Annotated in this window: 14 protein-coding genes; 12 read left to right on the plus strand and 2 right to left on the minus strand. The window is 64.2% G+C overall.

Annotated features, from left to right (window positions below; genetic code table 11):
* Positions 1-64 precede the first annotated feature (64 nt).
* The 5 genes from pbpC (at position 65) to ACIPUD_RS07385 (ending at position 5,959) form a co-directional block, all read left to right on the plus strand.
* Positions 65-2,173 (plus strand): penicillin-binding protein 1C, encoded by a 2,109-nt coding sequence (pbpC, locus tag ACIPUD_RS07365; protein WP_446480317.1) that lies wholly within the window; start codon positions 65-67, stop codon positions 2,171-2,173.
* A gap of 50 nt (positions 2,174-2,223) precedes the next feature.
* The gene (locus ACIPUD_RS07370; protein ID WP_204511159.1) at positions 2,224-3,966 is read left to right on the plus strand and encodes an ArnT family glycosyltransferase; all 1,743 of its coding nucleotides are present in this window, start codon (positions 2,224-2,226) and stop codon (positions 3,964-3,966) included.
* A 1-nt stretch (position 3,967) separates the two neighbouring features.
* Positions 3,968-4,813 (plus strand): phosphatase PAP2 family protein, encoded by an 846-nt coding sequence (locus ACIPUD_RS07375; protein ID WP_085349837.1) that lies wholly within the window; start codon positions 3,968-3,970, stop codon positions 4,811-4,813.
* A 64-nt stretch (positions 4,814-4,877) separates the two neighbouring features.
* Positions 4,878-5,624 carry a glycosyltransferase family 2 protein gene (locus tag ACIPUD_RS07380; protein WP_007610202.1) on the plus strand — a complete coding sequence of 249 codons (747 nt, stop codon included), beginning with the start codon at positions 4,878-4,880 and terminating at the stop codon, positions 5,622-5,624.
* Positions 5,621-5,959: a lipid-A-disaccharide synthase N-terminal domain-containing protein gene (locus tag ACIPUD_RS07385; RefSeq protein ID WP_027517911.1), complete on the plus strand. Its 339-nt coding sequence runs from the start codon at positions 5,621-5,623 to the stop codon at positions 5,957-5,959. Before ACIPUD_RS07380 ends, ACIPUD_RS07385 begins: the two co-directional genes overlap by 4 nt.
* Before the next feature lie 6 nt (positions 5,960-5,965).
* Here the strand turns inward: ACIPUD_RS07385 and ACIPUD_RS07390 are convergent, their stop codons facing one another.
* Together ACIPUD_RS07390 and metC are read right to left on the minus strand one after the other, a co-directional pair.
* Entirely contained in the window at positions 5,966-7,657 is a 1,692-nt protein-coding gene (locus ACIPUD_RS07390; RefSeq protein ID WP_018457786.1) for a Na/Pi cotransporter family protein, read from the minus strand.
* A 133-nt stretch (positions 7,658-7,790) separates the two neighbouring features.
* Entirely contained in the window at positions 7,791-8,975 is a 1,185-nt protein-coding gene (metC, locus tag ACIPUD_RS07395) for a cystathionine beta-lyase (RefSeq protein WP_018457787.1), read from the minus strand.
* 395 nt (positions 8,976-9,370) lie between these two features.
* Here metC and ACIPUD_RS07400 point away from each other — a divergent pair, with 395 nt between their 5' ends.
* From ACIPUD_RS07400 to ACIPUD_RS07430, 7 genes are all read left to right on the plus strand, one after another.
* Positions 9,371-10,387, plus strand: coding sequence for an amino acid ABC transporter substrate-binding protein (locus ACIPUD_RS07400; RefSeq protein ID WP_085349835.1), 1,017 nt, complete (start codon positions 9,371-9,373; stop codon positions 10,385-10,387).
* A gap of 25 nt (positions 10,388-10,412) precedes the next feature.
* Positions 10,413-11,618, plus strand: a complete 1,206-nt coding sequence (locus tag ACIPUD_RS07405) for an amino acid ABC transporter permease (protein WP_085394800.1) — start codon at positions 10,413-10,415, stop codon at positions 11,616-11,618.
* On the plus strand, positions 11,615-13,135 hold the full coding sequence (locus ACIPUD_RS07410; protein WP_018457790.1) for an amino acid ABC transporter permease: 1,521 nt from the start codon (positions 11,615-11,617) through the stop codon (positions 13,133-13,135). The genes ACIPUD_RS07405 and ACIPUD_RS07410 overlap by 4 nt, the downstream gene beginning before the upstream one ends.
* Positions 13,136-13,146: 11 nt before the next feature.
* Complete coding sequence (locus ACIPUD_RS07415) at positions 13,147-13,884, plus strand: amino acid ABC transporter ATP-binding protein (RefSeq protein WP_018457791.1); 738 nt, start codon at positions 13,147-13,149, stop codon at positions 13,882-13,884.
* A gap of 100 nt (positions 13,885-13,984) precedes the next feature.
* Positions 13,985-16,225, plus strand: a complete 2,241-nt coding sequence (locus ACIPUD_RS07420; RefSeq protein WP_446480318.1) for a tetratricopeptide repeat protein — start codon at positions 13,985-13,987, stop codon at positions 16,223-16,225.
* Positions 16,226-16,350: 125 nt separating this feature from the next.
* Positions 16,351-18,591 carry an O-linked N-acetylglucosamine transferase, SPINDLY family protein gene (locus ACIPUD_RS07425; protein ID WP_446480319.1) on the plus strand — a complete coding sequence of 747 codons (2,241 nt, stop codon included), beginning with the start codon at positions 16,351-16,353 and terminating at the stop codon, positions 18,589-18,591.
* Positions 18,592-18,704: 113 nt separating this feature from the next.
* Positions 18,705-20,934: O-linked N-acetylglucosamine transferase, SPINDLY family protein (locus ACIPUD_RS07430; protein WP_446480320.1), on the plus strand; the 2,230-nt coding region annotated here is incomplete at its 3' end.

The raw sequence follows: 20,934 nt of genomic DNA on the forward strand, positions 1-20,934 counted from the left end.
TGCTCCGCCGTCATGCCCGGGCTTGTCCCGGGCATCCACGGACTTTGGTGCGAGAGGCAAGAACGTGGATGGCCGGGACAAGCCCGGCCATGACGGAGCAAGGGGCAGGGGCCCGCGTGTCCTCTCCGCGCTGGCATTCTCGCTCATCCTCACCATCGTCGGCGTCGTCGCGTGGGTTTACTCCCTCGGTCCGCTGCCTTTCGACGACGCCCGCCAGGTTTCCACCACCATCGTCGATCGGAATGGCAAGCTGCTGCGCGCCTATGCGATGGCGGATGGACGCTGGCGACTGCCGGTCGAGACAAAAACGAACGTCGATCCGACCTATCTGAAGCTGCTGCTCGCCTACGAGGACCAGCGCTTTTACGCACATGACGGCATCGACCCGGTGGCGCTGGGGCGCGCTGCGTTTCAGCTTGCGACGCGCGGCCACATCGTCTCGGGCGGCTCGACCATCTCGATGCAGCTCGCGCGGCTGATGGAGCCTCGGCGGCAGCGCTCGCTCCATGCAAAGCTGCGGCAGATCGTGCGTGCGATCGAGATCGAGCGCAGCTTGAGCAAGGAGCAGATCCTCGACCTCTATCTGGCGCTCGCGCCTTACGGCGGCAATCTCGAGGGCATTCGCGCTGCCTCGATCGCCTATCTCGGCAAGGAGCCGAAGCGGTTGTCGCTGGCTGAAGCCGCGTTGCTGGTCGCGCTGCCTCAATCGCCGGAGACCCGCAGGCTCGATCGCTATCCCGATGCGGCGCGCAAAGCACGTGACCGCGTGCTCGACCGCATGGTCGAGGAGCAACAGATCAGCCTCGACGATGCGAAGCAGGCGAAAGCCGTTCCTGTGCCGAAACTGCGCAAGCCGATGCCGATCCTGGCGCCGCACGCCTCCGATGCGGCGCTTGCGACGGTCAAGGACGCGCCAGTCATCAAGCTGACGCTCGATGCCACCCTCCAGAAGGTGCTGGAGCCGCTAGCGCGCGATCGTGCCATTGCGTTGGGGCCGAACATCTCGGTCGGCATCATCGTCGTCGACAATGAGTGCGGCGACGTGCTCGCGCGCGTCGGCTCGGCCGATTATTTCGACGAGCGCCGGGCAGGGCAGGTCGACATGACCCGCGCCATCCGCTCGCCGGGCTCGACGCTGAAACCCTTCATCTACGGGCTGGCCTTCGAGGACGGTTTTGTTCATCCGGACAGTCTGATCGACGATCGGCCCGTGCGCTTCGGCTCCTACGCGCCGGAAAATTTCGACATGACGTTTCAGGGCACGGTGCCGGTGAAGAAGGCGCTGCAGCTGTCGTTAAACGTGCCCGCGATCGTGCTGCTCGACCGCGTCGGCGCGAGCCGGCTGGCCTCGCGGCTGCGTCAGGCCGGTGGCAATCTGGTTCTGCCCAAAGACGAGGCGCCGGGACTTGCCATGGGCCTTGGCGGCGTCGGCGTGACGCTGCAGGACCTCGCCCAGCTCTATGCGGGCTTCGCCCGGCTCGGCACCACCAAGCCGCTGCGCGAGATCATGAGCGACGGGGACGAGCGCGAGCCGCTGCGGCTGCTCGATCAGGTCGCGGCCTGGCAAGTGGGCAATGTGCTGCTCGGTACCCCGCCGCCGGCGAACGCGGCTCATAACCGCATCGCTTTCAAGACCGGCACCTCCTACGGCTACCGCGATGCCTGGTCGATGGGCTTCGACGGGCGCATGACCATCGGGGTCTGGGTTGGCCGGCCCGACGGCGCGCCGGTTCCGGGCCTGACCGGTCGGGTTGCCGCCGCGCCGATCCTGTTCGACGCCTTCGCCCGCACCGGCAAGACGCTCCTGCCGTTGCCGAAGCCGCCGAAAGGAACTCTCGTGGCCAGCAACGCCAAGCTGCCATTGCCCTTGAGGCGGTTCCGCCCGGTCGGGGATCTGGTGCGGACCGGGGGCGAGCAGGCCCTGCACATCCAGTTTCCGCTGAACGGCTCGCGGATCGACGTCGATCGCTCAGGTGGCGAGGGGGGCGCAGCCATGCCGGTCAAAGTCGCCGGCGGCGTCCTGCCCATGACCGTCATGGTTAACGGAACGGCGCAGGGTGAGATCGACGGACGTCGTCAGCGGCTGATCGATCCGCCCGGTCCCGGCTTTGCGCGGCTGACCGTCATCGACGCCACGGGCGCCGCGGACACAGTTGTCATTCGAATTCAATGACCCTGCCTCAAGCGGTTGTGGCGATGGCGGTTTCAGCGTAAGCGGAACCGATGGCCGAGACCTACCCAACACCCCGTTTTGGAGCTCCCCGCGAGCCGAAATCCCCGGTGAATCCGGGCAGCCGGCTCGTGTCCATGTTCGACATCGCCACGGCCAGCCACGTCCGCGCGGTCGCCTTCCTGCTGCTGTGCGCGCTGCTGCTATTCCTGCCGGGCTTCTTTACGATTCCGCCGGTTGATCGCGACGAGGCGCGCTTTGCGCAGGCCACCAAGCAGATGGTCGAGAGCGGCGATTATGTCGACATCCGCTTCCAGGAAGACGTCCGCTACAAGAAGCCCGTCGGCATCTACTGGCTGCAATCGGCCGCGGTCGAGACGGCATCGGCGCTCGGTCTGCCGCGGGCCGAATTGCGCATCTGGGTCTATCGGCTTCCCTCGCTGATCGGCGCGATAGGCGCCGTGCTCATGACCTATTGGACGGCGCTCGGCTTCGTCACGCGGCGCGCCGCGGTGCTTGCGGCTCTTCTGATGTGCGCCTCGGTGCTGCTTGGCGTCGAGGCGCGGCTTGCGAAGACCGACGCCATGCTGCTGTTCTGCGTGGTCGCCGCGATGGGCGCGATGGCGCGGGCCTATCTGTCGTGGCAGCGCGCCGAGGACGAGACGCATCCGCCATGGAGCTGGCCCGCGATCTTCTGGACGGCTCTCGCTGTCGGCATCCTGATCAAGGGCCCGCTGATCCTGATGTTCGCAGGCCTGACCATCATCGCGCTCGCGATCCAGGACCGCGATGCCTCCTGGCTGTGGAAGCTGCGCCCGCTCTGGGGCCTGATGTGGATGCTGGTGCTGGTGCTGCCCTGGTTCGTCGCGATCTTCTGGCGCGCGGGCGATGCCTTCTTCGCCGATTCCGTCGGCGGCGACATGTTGAGCAAGTTGGGCGCGCAGGAATCCCACGGCGCGCCGCCCGGACTGTATCTGGTGCTGTTCTGGATCACGTTCTGGCCCGGCGCGCCGCTCGCGGCGATGGCCGCGCCCGCGGTCTGGCGCGCGCGGCGCGAGCCCGGCGCGCAATTCCTGCTGGCCTGGCTGGTCCCGTCCTGGATCGTGTTCGAGGTGGTGCTGACCAAGCTGCCCCATTACGTGCTGCCGCTGTATCCTGCGATCGCGATCCTCACCGCGGGCGCGCTCGAGCGGCGGGTGCTGTCGTGGTCCTGGCTGATGCGCGGCTCGGCATGGTGGTTCGCAATCCCCGTGGGCGGCTCGATCATCGCGGTCGTCGGCGCGGTGATGCTGACGCGGCAGCCTGCTTTCGTGGCATGGCCGTTCATCGCGGCCTCGCTGATCTTCGGCCTGTTCGCCTGGTGGCTTCACGACAACAATCACGCCGAGCGCTCGCTGCTCAACGCGCTGGTCGCAGCCCTGATGCTCGCGCTAACGGTCTACGGCATCGTGCTGCCGTCGCTGACGCCGCTGTTTCCGAGCATCGAGATCGCACGCGCGCTTCGCAACGTCACCTGCGTGGGCCCGAAGGCGGCCGCGGCCGGCTATCACGAGCCGAGCCTGGTCTTCCTGACGGGTACGCAGACGGTGCTCACCGACGGTTCGGGTGCGGCGGATTTCCTGCGGCAGGGGAGCTGCCGTTTCGCGCTGATCGAGCAGCGTTCGGAGCGCGGCTTCGTGCAGCGCGCCGAGGCGATCGGGCTGCGCTACAAGGTTGGCACCCGCATCGACGGCTACAATTTCTCGCAAGGGCGCGCGATCTCGATCTCGATCTTCCGCTCGGAAGGCACCGAGTAGGATGTCGGCACCAACCGACATCTCGCCGCGCGCGAGCTATCGCGCACAATTGCTCACGCTCTCGGGGCGCGCCCTGGCACAGCTCGTGCGCACGCCCTCGCATTCGCGCCGCGCCGAGGCCGCGCGAAAGCTGGCGCGGCATTCGCTTTGGCTGAGTGCGGCGGGCGCAGCCCTGGTCATCGCGCTGATGGTCGTGTTCGACCTGACCGAGATCCAGCTGATGCCGGCACGTGGCGCGCCCGGACTGTGGCCGATCCGCATCCTTACCGATTTCGGCAAGGACGAGTATGTGCTCTCGGTGCTCGGGGGCCTGCTGGTGGTCCTAGCGCTGGTTGCGGCGGGATTGCACGGCACCAGCCGCGCGCTTCTGCTCGGCCTCGGCACGCGGCTGCAGTTCATGTTTTTGTCTGTTGCCGTGCCCGTATTCGTCGCCGAGATCCTGAAATATCTCATCGGTCGAGGACGTCCGTTCGTCGGCGGCAAGGCCAATCCGTTCAACTTCGTCCCATTCGAGGGGACCGGGGCCTATGCCAGCCTGCCGTCGGGTCATGCGGTGACGGCGTTCGCGCTGGCGTTCGCGGTCTCGGCGCTGTGGCCGCGCCTGCGCGTGTTCATGTTCACTTACGCGATCGTGATCCTGCTAACGCGATTGGTGCTGCTTGCGCACCACCCGAGTGACGTGGTGGCCGGCGCCCTGGTCGGCTTGGTCGGCGCCTTGGCGGTGCGCTACTGGTTCGCGGCCCGCAGGCTCGGCTTTGCCATCCGTGCCGACGGCACCATTGTGCCTCTTGCAGGGGCGGTCTCGGGCCGCCTCAAAAGGGTTGCCCACGGGGCATCCGCCCCATAAAAGCGGCTGCCTGCCGGGACCGCCGGTTCCTTAAGGCAAGCCAATTCCAACCACGAGCTTCGATTTGTCGTCCCAGCCTTCGGTTTTCCAGCCCTCGGTTTCCATCGTCGTTCCCGTGCGCAACGAAGCCGACAACATCGTGCCGCTGATCGAGGAGATCGGCGCGGCGCTCGACGGCCGCTGGGCCTATGAGATCATCTACGTCAACGACGGTTCGACCGACGCGACCGGCGAACGGCTTGGCGCCGTCATGAAGCAGCGGGACAATCTGCGCCAGCTGCGCCACGCCAAATCAGGCGGCCAATCCGCGGCCGTGCGCAGCGGCGTACGTGCGGCACGCGGCGCGATCGTGGCGACGCTCGACGGCGACGGCCAGAACAATCCGGCCTTCCTGCCGGACTTGATTTCGGCTGTCGAGAACGGAAGCAAGGTCGGACTTGCGGCTGGACAACGCGTCGGCCGCAAGGATACCGGCTTCAAGAAATTCCAGTCACGTGTCGCCAACGGCGTCCGCAACGCGATCCTGAAGGACGGTACGCGCGACACCGGCTGCGGCCTGAAGGCGTTCCGGCGCGAGGTGTTCCTGATGATGCCCTATTTCGACGGGCTGCACCGCTTCCTGCCGGCGCTGGTGCGCCGCGAGGGTTACGAGATCGCCTATGTCGACGTGATCGACCGTCCGCGCCGCTCCGGCGTGTCAAACTACGGTTTCTTCGACCGGCTGTGGATCGGGATCATGGATCTCGTGGGCGTCTGGTGGCTGATCCGCCGCAAGAAGCCGACGCCGGATGTGACTGAGGTGACGGCATGATCATCCAATACGGTCAGGCGCTGAGCAATTATTTCTACGATGTCTTCGTGGCCAAGTTCGACTTCTGGCTCGCGTTCGGCCTCGTCGCGCAGCTGTTCTTCACGGCACGCTTCCTGGTGCAGTGGATCGCGAGCGAGCGCGCCGGCAACAGCGTGGTGCCGATGGCGTTCTGGTTCTGCTCGATGGGCGGCGGGCTGATGACGCTGGTCTATGGCGTCGTCAAGCGCGAGCCTGTCATCATCCTCGGCCAGGCGCTCGCGACCGTCATCTATATCCGTAACATCATGTTGATTGTGAAGAACCGCGGCCGCGCGTCAAAGACGCTGGAGCGCTGATCCAGGCTAGCGCGGCAACGCGGACGCCGCGCCCGGCGCGGGCAGGGCGGCGGTCTCCGCTTCGTGCCTGCGATGGGGCTCCCCGGCCGCGTCGAGCACGGGATAGGCGACCGAGCAGATATGCGAGTGGATGCGGCGCAGGTCCCGCAGCACGTCGAGATGCAGCGACGTGGTTTCGATTGTCTCGGGGCGGCCCTCGCGCAGGCGGTCGAGGTGGCGCTCGACGGCGGCAAGCTCGGTATTGCGCAGCGCAGTCTTCTCCACCAGCAGCTTGCGCGCCTCGTTGGCGTCGCCCGACATGAAGACGCCGAAGGCGATGCGCAGCGAATCCATCGTGCGCTTGTGGAAGGCGGCGAGCTCCTCGGCGCCCTCGGGCGAGAACTGGAAGCGACGCTTGATCTTCTTGGTCGCGAGCTCGCTCAGGCTCTTGTCGATGATATCGCCGATATGTTCCAGATTGATGGCGAAGGAGATGATCTCCATCGCGCGCCGGCCCTCGCTCTCGTCGAGGCTGCCGCGCATGAGTTTAGTCACGTAGAGCTTGATGGCTTCGTCGAGGCCGTCGACGATGTTGTCCATCTTCGAGACCTGGTCGACCAGCGCACGGTCGCCGCTCATCATCGCCGCCATCACCTTGCGCAGCATGATCTCGACGAGATCGCCCATGCGCAGGGTTTCGCGGCCGGCATCGGCCAGCGCCAGCGACGGCGACTCCAGCGCGGTTTCGTCGAGATAGCGCGGCCGGGCCGGATCGGCCTCCTGAACACGATCGGGCAGGAGCCGGGTCAACAGGCGCGACACGGTATCGAGCAGGCCGATGAAGATGATGGCCGTGCCGACGTTGAAGGCGATATGAAACGCCGCCGTCATCCTGGCGAGATCGGGCTGCCAGGCGTGCATGTGCTCGGCGATCGGGCCCAGGAAGGGCAGGACCAAGGCGATCCCGATCACGCGGTTGACGAGATTGCCCACCGGCAGGCGATAACTGGCGGGATCGTCACGCTTGGCGCCTTCGAATACGGGATTGATGGCGCTGCCGAGATTGGCGCCAAGCACCAGTGCGAGCGCCGCGTAAGGCGAGATGAACTGCGAATAGGCGAGCGACATGATCAGCAGCACGCTGGCGACGCTCGAATGCACCGCCCAGGTGACGAGCGCCGCGATCACGATGCACAGAACGGGATCGCCCGTGATGGAGGACATCACGATGCGGACGCCCGGCGCGTTCTCGGCCGGCGCCAGCGTGTCGAGCAGGATGTGCAGCGACAGCAGCATCAGCCCGAGGCCGATCAAGACACGGCCAACGTCCTTGATCCGTGAGCGTGGACCCACGCGGAAGGCGACCAGTCCGAGCACGAACAGGACCGGCGCGACGGCGGCGATGTTGAACGACAGCACCTGCACGATCAACGTCGTGCCGACATTGGCGCCGAGCATGATGGCGAGCGCGGTGACCAGGCTGAGCAAGCCCTCGGCTGCGAACGAACTCGTGAGCAGCGCGGTCGCGGTGCTGCTCTGGAGCAGGGCAGTAAGGCCGAGACCGGCGGCGAACGCGTTGAAGCGGTTACCAAGCGCCTTGCCGAGGAGCCGTCGCAAGTCCGGGCCAAAGGCGCGCAGAATCCCGCTGTGGACCATGTGCAGGCCCCACAGCAACAGCGCCACGCCGCCCATCAGATCGAGCAGTACCAACGTTCCCATGCTCCGTGTCCGGATTGGAGTCGATTGGTGAGGCTAGCGCCAAATGCTTGAGGTTCAAACCATTTGTTGGCGCGTCGGCGTTAACGTTTGCGGCTTCTGCACGTTCCCACGGCGTGATGCCTTGTGAGCAGGCTCACATTGCTGCCTTGAGGGCAGCGAAGCCGCGATCGAGGTCGGCCTTGAGGTCGTCGACGCTTTCGAGCCCGATATGCAGACGCAGCGTCGGGCCGCCCGGCGACCATGTCGTGGCGGTGCGATAGGCGTCGCAATCGAAGGGAATCGCCAAGCTCTCGAAGCCGCCCCAGGAAAAGCCCATGCCGAACAGTTTGAGCGTATCGAGCATGGTGTCGACCGCCTTCTGCGGCGCCGGCTTCAAGACGATGCTGAACAGGCCCGAAGCGCCGGTGAAGTCGCGCTTCCAGATCGCATGACCCGGATCGGTCTCGAGCCCCGGATGCAGCACGCGCGCGACCTCGGGACGGCTCGCAAGCCAGCGCGCCATGTCGAGCCCGGAGCGATGATGCTGCGCCAGCCGCACCGACAGCGTACGCAGGCCGCGCAGTGCCAGGAAGACGTCATCGGGACCGGCACAGACGCCGAGCAGGCGGATGCCTTCGGCGATCTGCGGCCATGCCCTGGCATTGGCCGAGATGGTGCCGAACATGATGTCGGAATGACCGCCGATATATTTGGTGGCGGCCTGCATGCTGATGTCGACGCCCTGTTCGAGCGAGCGGTGATAGAGCGGCGTCGCCCAGGTGTTGTCGTCGATGACGATCGCGCCGCGGGCATGCGCGACCTCGGCGATGGCGCGGATGTCTGGCATCTCGAACGACTGCGAGCCTGGCGCCTCGACCAGCACAGCGCTTGTGTTGGGCCTGAACAGCTTGTCGATGCCGGCGCCGATCATCGGATCGAAATAGGTGGTCTCGACGCCGTAGCGGGTGAGCATGCCGTTGCAGAAATTGCGCGAGGGCCGATAGACGTTATCGCAGACCAGGATGTGGTCGCCGGCCTTCAGCACCGAGAGCAGGGTGGTCGAGATCGCCGACAGACCCGACGGCACGATGCCGACGCCGGCGCATTGCGGCCCCTCTAGCGTCATCAGCGTCTCCTGGAACGCCTTGGTGGTGGGGGAACCATGGCGGCCATAGGTGAACTCGCCGCGATGGGCGTGCAGGTCCTCGGCGGTCGGATAGAGCACGGTCGAGCCGTGGAACACCGGAGGATTGACAAACCCCTTCTGCGCCTTGGTGTCGCGGCCGGAGGTGACCAGCCGGGTCTCGGCGTGCTGTTCGGAGGGGGGTGAGGAATCCATGCGTCTGCTTTCAAAAGCGCGTTTCCACCAGGCACGCTGCGCCCGCGGGCTGGCCGAAAGGCCGCTGTCGTTAATAACAGAACACAGAAGAGTCCCGTCAACCCCTTGACCCGGCAGGCCAGTCGTTCTGTTATCGCAGGTGCTATTCAGTCGCCGCATGTTGAGGGGCCTGCCGCGACCTTCGATCCATCGCCTGACCGGACCAAGCGCCACAGCCGTAACGGCGGGCGCCTGTCGGCGGGGATTAAGGCAGGGCCTCCCGGGATCGGCGGGTGATCGGCAAGGATTTCCAGCATGACTCTTGCAGGGCTGGTCTTGAGACGGCTAGCCCTGGCAGAGGCGATCGCAAAGACAACGTTCCTGACCTTGAGACGACTTTGAAAGGCCCAAAGCCCATGAAACGCGTAACCCTGGCTCTCTCTCTCGCCCTCGCCGCCGGCCTGTCTGCCCAAGCCGCCGATGCGCAAACGCTCAAGACCGTCAAGGACCGGGGCATGCTGTCCTGCGGTGTCAGTCAGGGTCTGCCCGGCTTCTCCTCGCCGGACGACAAGGGCAACTGGACCGGGCTTGATGTCGACGTCTGCCGCGCGATCGCCGGGGCGATCTTCAACGATCCGACCAAGGTCAAATACGTGCCGCTCTCCGCCAAGGACCGTTTCACGGCGCTGCAATCCGGCGAAGTCGACGTGCTGTCGCGCAACACCACCTGGACCATTTCGCGCGACACCTCGCTCGGCGCCAACTTCACCGGCGTGACCTATTATGACGGGCAGGGCTTCATGGTGAAGAAGTCGCTCAAGGTGAACTCGGCGCTCGAGCTCAACAGCGCGTCGGTCTGCGTCCAGACCGGCACCACGACCGAGCAGAATCTCGCCGACTACTTCAAGGCCAACAACATGAAGTACGAGGTGATCGCGTTCGGCACCAACGACGAAACGGTCAAGGCCTACGAGGCCGGGCGCTGCGACGTCTTCACCACCGACCAGTCGGGCCTGTACGCCAACCGCCTGAAGCTTGCCAATCCCGGCGATCACATGGTGCTCCCGGAAATCATCTCGAAGGAGCCGCTCGGTCCGATGGTGCGCCACGGCGACGACCAATGGTTCGACATCGTGAAATGGACGCTGTTTGCCATGATCACCGCCGAAGAGCTCGGCGTGACCGCGAAAAACGTCGACGAAAAGGCGAAAGGGGAAAATCCTGAACTGAAGCGCGTTCTGGGTACCGATGGCAATTTCGGTGAACAGCTCGGCCTAAGCAAGGATTGGGTGGTGCGCATCGTGAAGGCCGTCGGCAATTACGGCGAAGTGTTCGACCGCAATGTCGGCGCAGGCTCGCCGCTCGGTATCAATCGGGGTCTCAACAATCTCTGGAACAAGGGCGGTCTCCAATACGCCCCGCCGATCCGCTGATCCCGCCTGACCCGCGCTCGCGGCGATGAGCATCGAGGCTCGCAAACCCCCGCCCCAGATCGCGCTGAAGATCAGGCGCGTGCTGGGGGGCAAGACGGGCTGGAACGGCATCGCCGTCCAGTTTGCCTTCGCTGCGATCCTGGGCTGGATTGCCTATGAAATCGTCTCCAACGCCCGCGCCAACCTCGAGAACCAGCATATTGCCGCCGGCTTCGGCTTCCTCGCGAACAACGCCGGTTTCGACGTCAATCAGACGCTGATCTCGTATACCGGCTCGGACACGTTCCTGCGCGTATTCCTGGTCGGGCTCCTCAACACGCTCGTGGTCTCGGTGGTGGGCATTGTGTTCGCCACCTTGATCGGCTTCATCGTCGCGCTGTGCCGGCTGTCGCCCAACTGGCTGCTCGCGCGCATTGGCGAAATTTATGTCGAGATCATCCGCAACTTGCCGCTGCTATTCCAGATCCTGTTCTGGTACCTGGCGGTGCTCGCGGCCTTGCCCAATCCACGACAGAGCATTTCGCTGCTCGGCATAGCTTTCGTCAGCAATCGCGGTCTCGTCATTCCCCGCCCGATCGGCGAGAGCGGCTTCGAGGCGTTTCTGGCGGTGCTGGCGCTCGGCATTGTGGCTTCGGTGGCGTTGCGCATCCATGCGCGCCGGGCGCTGTTCGAGCGGGGTCAGGTGATCCGGATCTGGCCCTATATGCTGGGCCTGCTGTTCGGACTGCCGCTCGTCACCATGCTGGTAGCGGGTCTGCCCTTCAGCTTCGAGCTGCCGCAGCTCAAGGGTTTCAATTTCGCCGGTGGCTCGCGGATCATCCCGGAGTTCGTGGCGCTCACGTTGGCCTTGTCGACCTATACGGCCGCCTTCATTGCCGAGATCGTGCGCGCGGGCATCCTCTCCGTCCACAGCGGACAGATGGAGGCGGGATCGTCGCTGGGCCTGAGCCGCGGCACGACGCTCCGCCTGGTCGTCGTGCCGCAGGCGATGCGTGTCATCGTTCCGCCGCTGACCAACCAGTACCTCAATCTCACCAAGAATTCGTCGCTGGCCGTCGCGATCGGCTATCCCGACCTCGTCTCCGTGTTCGCCGGCACGTCGCTGAGCCAGACCGGGCAGGCCATCGAGATCATCGCCATGACGATGGGCGTGTATCTCCTGATCTCGCTGATCACCAGCGCCGTCATGAGCGTCTACGGTTGGCGCGTCAGCCGGAGTCTCGGCGCATGAGCGATATCACCTCGTCCAGTTTCGTTCGCCGGGATCTTCTGGATGAGCGTCCCGCGCCGGTGAAGACCACGGGCTTCGTCGGCCTGGTGCGGACGCGCCTGTTCAACTCGCCGACCAACATCCTGCTCACGATCGTCGGCGCCTTGCTGCTCTGGTTCACCATCATTCCTTCCGTCAAATTCCTGATGGTCGATGCAGTCTGGACCGGCAAGGATCGCACGGCCTGCCTCGCCGAGAACGCCGGCTTTACGGTCGGCGCCTGCTGGCCCTACATCCAGGCCAAGCTGCCGCAACTGATCTACGGCTTCTACCCCGAAGCCGAACGCTGGCGGGTCAACCTCACGCTCGTGTTGTCAGTAGTCCTGTTGGTGCCGTTGCTCATTCCGCGACTGCCGTCGAAAGGATTGAACGCTGGCCTGTTCTTCCTTGCGTTTCCGGTGGTCGCATTCTTTCTGCTGCATGGCGGCGGCATCAAGGGATTTGGCCTGAGCTGGACCGCTGACCTGCTGCAATTGTTCGACGACAGCATCATCGGCGCCGGGCAGGCTCTGCTCGGTCTCGGCAAGACCTCCTCTGCCGCACCGCTGTTGTGGGTCGTCGGCAATGTCATCGTGCTCGTGGGTACCGCGATCTACTGGCTGATCTTTCCGCTGACCTGGCTGCGTGACCAGTTGCAGGGGACAGGCCAGTCGGTCTGGGCCGATTTCGCCATCACTGCCGCGATCGTCTCACTGATCGCCTTCGTTCTCGGCGGCGGCCTCCGCACCGGGGGGCGGGCCCTCACATCCAGCATCGTCACCTTCGCCGCCATCGCAATCGTGATCAAGCTGATGGGGCTCGATCACGGCGGACTGCCGATCGTGCAGACGAACCTGTGGGGCGGACTTCTGGTGACGCTGGTGGTCTCCGTCACCGGCATCGTCACCTCGCTGCCGATCGGCATTGCGCTGGCGCTTGGCCGCCGCTCGACCATTCCGTTGATCCGGATCTTCTCGATCGCCTTCATCGAGTTCTGGCGCGGCGTGCCGCTGATCACCGTGCTGTTCTTTGCCACCTACATGCTGCCGCTGTTTCTGCCGGGCAATTTCACGGTCGATGGTCTCGTGCGTGCGCTGATTGGAATCTCTCTGTTCACGGGCGCCTATCAGGCCGAGAACGTCCGCGGCGGGCTGGCTGCGATCCCGCGCGGGCAGGGCGAGGCGGCCGCGGCATTGGGGCTGTCCTGGTGGAAGACGACCTCGCTGATCGTGCTGCCGCAGGCGCTACGCCACGTCATTCCGAACCTCGTCAACAGCTTCATCTCGCTGTTCAAGGACACTTCGCTGGTCTCGATCGTGGCGCTGTTCGATCTCCTCGGCTCGCTGCGGGCGTCGTTCTCGGATCCGAAATGGTCGTCGCCATCGACCGCTTTCACAGGGTTCGCCTTCGCCGGGATCATCTACTTCATCTTCTGCTTTGGAATGTCACGCTACTCGCTCTTCGTTGAGCACCGCCTCAACGCTCACCGCCGCAACTGATCGAGGTCACCATGTCCGACCCCATCGTCAAGATTTCCGGCCTGAACAAATGGTACGGCGAGTTTCACGTGCTGCGCGACATCGACCTTACGGTCGAGAAGGGCGAGCGCATCGTGATCTGCGGCCCCTCCGGCTCGGGCAAGTCGACGCTGATCCGCTGTATCAACGCGCTCGAGGAGTTTCAGGAAGGCGAGATCGTCGTTGACGGCATCGAGCTCGGGCCGAACCTCAAGCACGTCGATGCGGTGCGGCGCGAAGTCGGCATGGTGTTCCAGAGCTTCAACCTGTTTCCGCACCTGTCCGTGCTGGACAATTGCACGCTGGCGCCGATCTGGGTGCGCAACATCCCCAAGAAGGACGCCGAGGCTGCGGCGATGAAGTTTCTGGAGCGGGTCAAGATCCCGCACCAGGCCAACAAGTTTCCGGGACAGATGTCCGGCGGTCAGCAGCAGCGCGTCGCGATCGCCCGCGCGCTGACGATGAACCCGAAGGTGATGCTGTTCGACGAGCCGACCTCGGCGCTCGACCCCGAAATGGTCAAGGAGGTGCTGGACACCATGGTCGACCTTGCCGAGGAGGGCATGACCATGCTGGTGGTCACCCACGAGATGGGCTTTGCCCGCGAGGTCGCCAACCGCGTGGTGTTCATGGACGCGGGCCAGATCATCGAAGCCAACACGCCCAACGAGTTCTTCGCGGCCCCACAGCACGCCCGAACAAAACTGTTCCTGAGCCAGATCCTGCGCTGAGCACCTGCAATCCGGTGGCGTCGCGGGTCTAACCGGCCCGCCAGCTTGGCACCATGCGAATCGGCCAAGCTCTTTTCGGGCCATCCTCCGGAGAGAGACTTTGCAGAGCAGCGCCGGCGCGCGCGCATTCCAGAACGCGCGATTGCAAAAGAAATTGAAGAAGCAGGCGGACGCACTCATGTCCGCCGCGGTTCAGGCACTCGGCCAGGGCAGATACGCGGAGGTCGAGACACTCTGCCGCCGGATTTTGACGGAGGTTCCGGATCATTTCGACGCCGCGCACTTGCTCGGTCTGCGCGCGTATGATGGCGGGCGGCTCGATGAGGCGCAACAACTGCTCGAGCGCGCGACCGTGCTCGATCCGCGTTCGCCCGATGCCCATGGTAATCTCGGGGCGGTGTATTTCACCCTCCAGAAGTTTCAGGAGGCTCGCGCATGCCAGGAGAAGGCCGTTGCGCTGAAGCCGAATTCTCCGATCGCCTTGACCAATCTCGGCAATACGCTGCTGCACATGGGCCTTGCCGAGCAGGCTATCGAGCTGCACGATCGCGCTATCAGGCTGAAGCCGGACTATGCCGATGCATTTTGCAATCGGGGCATGGCGGAGCTGATCGAAGGCCAGTCCCAGCGCGCCAAGGAGAGTTTCGATCGCGCCCTCGCGTTTCAACCGCGTCACGCGGAAGCGATCGCAGGCAGGGGCATGGTATGCATCGAGCTCCGGCACTACGAAGAGGCGGCCGCGGCGATCGCGGCAGGGCTCGCGATCAAGCCGGATTCGCCGAAGATTCTGGCGCAGCGCGGACGGCTCAATCTCGATCTGTTGCGGCTGGAGCAGGCGCTCGCGGACTTTGATGCGGCGCTGGCGCTTTCGCCGAGGCTCGAAGTGGCCTTGCAGGGAAAGGCGCAAGTCAACCTTGTCAAGGGCAACACGGCCGAGGCGATTGCGGCCGTCGAGACCTTGCTGGAGGAAAATCCGCGGTCCGACATCGGAATTGCGCTCCTTGCTTCCTGCTATGCGAGCCAGAGAGACATCGCGACGGCGCTCGAACATCTCGACGCCGGGCTGGCAATGGCGCCTGATTATGCGGACTTGATCGGGCGCAAGATATTCTTCCTGGACTATCTCCCGGAGGCCGATTTTTCGGTTCAGCAGGCTGCGCGAAAACAATGGTGGGACGCGATCGGCGCCAAATTGGCGCAAAGGGCGTTGGCGCCCCGCACGCTTGATCCGGACAAGCGGATTTTGATCGGATATGTCGCTTCCGAATTCAGGAACCACTCGGCAGCGTTCGCTCTGTTGCCGGTGCTGCGCCATCATGATCACGCCAGGTTCGAGATCGTCTGCTATTCGTGCTCGCCGGTAAGAGATGAGATGACCGCCGCATTTAGGTCCTCGGCGGATGTCTGGGTCGACGCCTGGCAGATGTCGGATGACGAGTTGGCCGATCGCATCCAGGCCGACAAGGTCGATATCCTGATCGACGTATCCGGGCACACGACCGGCAACAGGCTCCATGTCTTCGCCCGCAAGCCGGCCCCGATCCAAGTCTCCGGGTTTGGTCACGCCACGGGCACGGGCCTTCAGACCATGGACTACGTGCTCGCGGATCCGGTCTTCATTCCGCAATCGGCGCGCCATCTGCTGGCTGAAAAGGTCTACGACCTGCCGTGCCTGATCACGATCGATCCCATTTTGGATCTACCTGCATCGGAGCCGCCCATGCTCCGCAACGGCCATGTCACCTTCGGCGTGTTCAACCGCATCTACAAGATCTCAGACGAGGCCATCGGGGTGTGGTCGAAAGTGATGCGCGAGGTGACGGGTTCGAAGATCATCATCAAGCATACTCTGCTTGACGATCCCATGTTGCGCGACAATCTGGTCGCGCGGTTCGTGGCACAGGGCGTTGCCGAGGAGAATGTCACCTGCCTGGGCTCGTCGCCGCGCCCCGAGCACCTGCGGGCGTTTGCGAACGTCGACATATCGCTCGACACATTCCCGCAAAACGGCGGCGTCAGCACCTGGGAATCGCTCTATGCGGGCGTTCCGGTCGTGGCCAAGCTTGGCAACGGCGCCTCGTCGCGTGCCGGTGGTTCGATCGTGGCTGCGGTCGGTCTCGACGACTGGGTCGCCGAGGACGACGAGGGCTATGCCGCGATCGCCTGCAAATATGCGGCGCAGCCGGCGTATCTGGCGAGGTTGCGCAGCGACTTGCCGGCCCGGATCGCAGCGTCTCCCGCCGGCAATGTCGAAATCTACACGCGCAAGGTCGAAGCGGGCTATCGCCAGTTCTGGCGCGACTATTGTGCCGCGGCTGTCGAAGGCAGCGAGGTTGCGTAGGGGACCGGCAGCGCCGGGCCGCTGAGCCCCGGGAAATCCCGGGGGTGTCACCGTGCCAGCTGACCGGCAGGTCGGGCTTGCGAATCAGTTAGACTCTGCCCCGGGCCATCTTCCGGAGAGACACCTTGCAGAGCAGCGGCGGCGCGCGCGCATTCCAGAACGCGCGATTGCAGAAGAAATTGATGAAGCAGGCGGACGCCGTCCTCTCCGCCGCGGCTACCGCCTATGGCCAGGGCCGATATGCTGAGACTGAAGCACTCTGCCGGGAGATCCTTAAAGCGCTGCCCGATCATGTCGACGCTCTGCACCTGCTCGGCATGTGCGCGCATGACGGCCGGCGCCTGGAGGAGGCGCAACAGCTGCTCAAGCGCGTGATTGTGCTCGATCCGCGCCTGCACGATGCCCATAACAACCTCGCGACCGTGCATTTCGATCTCGGCAATTACGAGGAGGCGCGGCGGTGCCAGGAGAGGGCCATCGCGCTAAAGCCGAATTTTGCGGTCGCGCTGACCAACCTCGGCAACACGCTGATGCATCTGGGGCAGTACGAACAGGCGCTCGAGCTGCATGAGCGCGCCATCAAGATCAAGCCGGATTATGCCGACGCGTTCTGCAATCGCGGTATGGTCGAGATTGTGCTTGGACAGATCATGCGCGCCAAGGAAAGCTTCGACCGCGCCCTGCTGTTTCAGCCCCGTCACGCCGAGGCTATCGTCGGCAGCGGCATGGTCAGCATGGAGCTGCGGCACCACGACGAGGCGGCCGCCAAATTTGCCATGGCGCTGGCGATCAAGCCCGGCTCGCCGAGGATCGTGGCCCAACGCGGGCGGCTCAGTTACGAGTTGCAGCGCCTGGAGCCCGCGCTTGCGGATTTCGAGGCGGCGCTTGCGATCTCGCCCAAGCTCGAGCTGGCGCTACGCGGCAAGGCCCAGGCCTGCCTCGTCATGGGAAAGACCGCGCAGGCGATGGCAGCCGCAACGGCCCTGATCGAGCAAAATCCGCGCTCCGAGGTGGGGCTGGCGCTGATGGGCTTCTCTTATTCGAACCAGGGGGACATGGACGCAGCGATCGAGTATCTCGATCGCGCGCTGGCAGTCCGGCCGGACTATGGGGATGCGATCAGAGGAAAGATCTTCCTGGAGGACTACCGCGCCGAGGCCGATTTCGTGGTCCAGCAGGCGGTGCGAAAATCCTGGTGGGACCAGATCGGCTCCAAGCAGCCGCGAAGGGAGTTGCCGAAGCGGCCGCTGGACCCGGAAAAGCGGATCGTGGTCGGCTATGTCGCTGCCGAATTCCGGCAGCACTCCGCGGGGCTCACGCTGCTGCCAGTGCTGCGCCATCATGATCACACTAAATTTGAAATCATCTGCTACTACTCATGGCCGGGCGCGGACGAGTACACCGCCATGTTCAAATCATTGGCCGACGTCTGGGTCGATGCCTGGGGGATTTCGGACGACGAACTCGCCGATCGTATCCAGGCCGACAATGTCGACATCCTGATCGACGTTTCGGGCCACACGACCGGTAACAGGCTGCAGTGTTTTGCGCGTAAGCCGGCCCCGATCCAGGCCACTGGCTTCGGACACGCGACGGGCACAGGCATGCCGATTATGGACTACGTGCTCGCGGATCCCATTTTCATTCCGCCGTCGGTTCGGCATCTGTTTGCCGAGAAAATCTACGATCTGCCGTGTCTGATCACCATGGAGCCTGTCTCGGATCTGGCGCCTTCGGATCTGCCGATGCTCCGCAACGGCTACGTCACCTTCGGCGTGTTCAACCGCATTTACAAAATATCGGATGATGCGATCCGTGTGTGGTCGCGCATCATGCGGGAGTTGCCGGGATCGAAGATGGTCCTCAAGCATGGTCTGCTCGATGATCCCCTGCTGCGCGATAGTCTGGTCGCGCGTTTCCTCGCGCAGGGCGTTGTCGAGGAGAACATCACCTGCCTCGGCACCACCTCGCGCGACGACCATCTGGCGGCTTTCGCCCAGGTCGATATGTCCCTCGACACGTTCCCGCAAAATGGCGGCATCAGCACCTGGGAATCTCTCTACAAGGGCGTTCCCGTCGTGGCCAAGCTCGGCATCGGGGCCTCCTCGCGTGCCGGCGCCTCTATCGTGACTGCCGTCGGCCTCGGCGACTGGGTGGCCGAAGATGACAATGGCTATGTCGAGATTGCTCGCAGGTTTGCGTCACAGCCCGATTATCTGGCGAAATTGCGCACGGAATTGCCGGCCCGGATCGCGGCTTCGCCCGCCGGCAATGTCGAGACCTACACGCGGGAGCTCGAGGCGGGTTACCGAAAGTTCTGGCGCGACTATTGTGCCGCCGCCGCGGATAACGCTGACGTTGCGTAGGCGAGGCCCGGGTTGGGCACCGGCATCTTCCGGGGGATTGCCGGGCCGCCTAAACCGGCGGCTCTGGCCGCGAATCAGCTAGAATCGTCTCGGGCATCCTCCGGAGAGAATCCTTGCAGAGCAGCGGCGCCGGCGCGCGCGCGTTCCAGAACGCGCGATTGCAGAAGAAATTGAAGAAGCAGGCGGACGCGATCATTTCGACCGCGAATGCGGCCTATGGCCAGGGCCGGTATGCGGAGACCGAGGCGCTCTGCCGCCAGATCCTGAATGAACTTCCGGAGCATTTCGGCGCCTTGCACCTGCTTGGCTTGGGCGCGTTCGCGAGCCGACACTTCGAGGCAGCGAAACAGGCCCTCAAATATGCCGTGACGGTCGACCCACGCTCGGCACAGGCTTTTTCCGATTTGGGAGCCACGCATTTCGCACTTGGGGAATATGAGGACGCGCGTACGTCCCTGGAGAGAGCCATCGCGTTGAAGCCCAGCTTCCCGATGGCCTTGGCCAATCTCGGCAATACCTTGTTGCATCTAAACCGCGTCGAGCAGGCTATCGAACTGTACGATCGCGCCATCGGGCTGAAGCCCGATCATGCCGATGCGCTTTGCAATCGCGGCCTGGCAGAGCTCGCGCTGCGCCAGCTTGATCGCGCCAAACAGAGCTTCGAGCGCGCACTGTTGTTTCAGCCGCGAAACGTCGAGGCGCTCGTCGGCAAAGGTTTGGTCAATATCGAGCTCAAAAACTTCGACGAGGCCAAAGGCGCGCTGGAGGCGGCGCTCGCGATCAGGCCAGGCTCGGCGAAAATCCTGGCGAACCGTGGACGGCTCAATCTTGAGACGTCGAGGTTGGAACAGGCGGCGGCGGATTTCGACGCGGCCCTTGCGCTTGCGCCCAAGCTCGAGGTGGCCTTGCAGGGGAAGGCACAAGTCGCGCTCGCCATGGGAAACACGGCGCAAGCGATTTTAGCCTGCACCATGTTGCTGGAGGAATATCCACGCTCAGCGATCGCGATGGCGCTGCTGAGCGCTTGTTTTGCAAATCAGGGAGAGATCGCATCGGCGATCGAGCTTCTCGATGCGGCGCTGGCCATTGTGCCGGATGCATCCTTGATCGGCCGGAAGATCTTCTTCCTCGACTATCTCTCCGAGGCCGATTTCGCGGTTCAGCAGGCCGCACGAAAGCAGTGGTGGGACGCGATCGGCTCGAAGTTGCCGCGAAGGACTCTTGCCCCCCGGCAGCTTGATCCCGACAGGCGGATCGTGGTCGGCTATGTTGCTGCCGAGTTTTGGCATCACTCGGCGGCGTTCGCTCTGTTGCCGGTGCTGCGCCATCATGATCACGCCAGGTTCGAGATCGTCTGCTATTCGTGCTCGCCGGTAAGAGATGAGATGACCGCCGCATTTAGGTCCTCGGCGGATGTCTGGGTCGACGCCTGGCAGATGTCGGATGACGAGTTGGCCGATCGCATCCAGGCCGACAAGGTCGATATCCTGATCGACGTATCCGGGCACACGACCGGCAACAGGCTCCATGTCTTCGCCCGCAAGCCGGCCCCGATCCAAGTCTCCGGGTTTGGTCACGCCACGGGCACGGGCCTTCAGACCATGGACTACGTGCTCGCGGATCCGGTCTTCATTCCGCAATCGGCGCGCCATCTGCTGGCTGAAAAGGTCTACGACCTGCCGTGCCTGATCACGATCGATCCCATTTTGGATCTACCTGCATCGGAGCCGCCCATGCTCCGCAACGGCCATGTCACCTTCGGCGTGTTCAACCGCATCTACAAGATCTCAGACGAGGCCATCGGGGTGTGGTCGAAAGTGATGCGCGAGGTGACGGGTTCGAAGATCATCATCAAGCATACTCTGCTTGACGATCCCATGTTGCGCGACAATCTGGTCGCGCGGTTCGTGGCACAGGGCGTTGCCGAGGAGAATGTCACCTGCCTGGGCTCGTCGCCGCGCCCCGAGCACCTGCGGGCGTTTGCGAACGTCGACATATCGCTCGACACATTCCCGCAAAACGGCGGCGTCAGCACCTGGGAATCGCTCTATGCGGGCGTTCCGGTCGTGGCCAAGCTTGGCAACGGCGCCTCGTCGCGTGCCGGTGGTTCGATCGTGGCTGCGGTCGGTCTCGACGACTGGGTCGCCGAGGACGACGAGGGCTATGCCGCGATCGCCTGCAAATATGCGGCGCAGCCGGCGTATCTGGCGAGGTTGCGCAGCGACTTGCCGGCCCGGATCGCAGCGTCTCCCGCCGGCAATGTCGAAATCTACACGCGCAAGGTCGAAGCGGGCTATCGCCAGTTCTGGCGCGACTATTGTGCCGCGGCTGTCGAAGGCAGCG

It is taken from the genome of Bradyrhizobium sp. CAR08, from assembly GCF_052871955.1.

Coding starts and splice junctions, on each gene's coding strand:
- ACIPUD_RS07370 (WP_204511159.1), top strand. CDS start 2,224: ATGGCCGAGACCTACCCAACACCCCGTTTTGGAGCTCCCCGCGAGCCG.
- ACIPUD_RS07375 (WP_085349837.1), top strand. CDS start 3,968: ATGTCGGCACCAACCGACATCTCGCCGCGCGCGAGCTATCGCGCACAA.
- ACIPUD_RS07385 (WP_027517911.1), top strand. CDS start 5,621: ATGATCATCCAATACGGTCAGGCGCTGAGCAATTATTTCTACGATGTC.
- ACIPUD_RS07390 (WP_018457786.1), bottom strand. CDS start 7,657: ATGGGAACGTTGGTACTGCTCGATCTGATGGGCGGCGTGGCGCTGTTG.
- metC (WP_018457787.1), bottom strand. CDS start 8,975: ATGGATTCCTCACCCCCCTCCGAACAGCACGCCGAGACCCGGCTGGTC.
- ACIPUD_RS07400 (WP_085349835.1), top strand. CDS start 9,371: ATGAAACGCGTAACCCTGGCTCTCTCTCTCGCCCTCGCCGCCGGCCTG.
- ACIPUD_RS07405 (WP_085394800.1), top strand. CDS start 10,413: ATGAGCATCGAGGCTCGCAAACCCCCGCCCCAGATCGCGCTGAAGATC.
- ACIPUD_RS07410 (WP_018457790.1), top strand. CDS start 11,615: ATGAGCGATATCACCTCGTCCAGTTTCGTTCGCCGGGATCTTCTGGAT.
- ACIPUD_RS07415 (WP_018457791.1), top strand. CDS start 13,147: ATGTCCGACCCCATCGTCAAGATTTCCGGCCTGAACAAATGGTACGGC.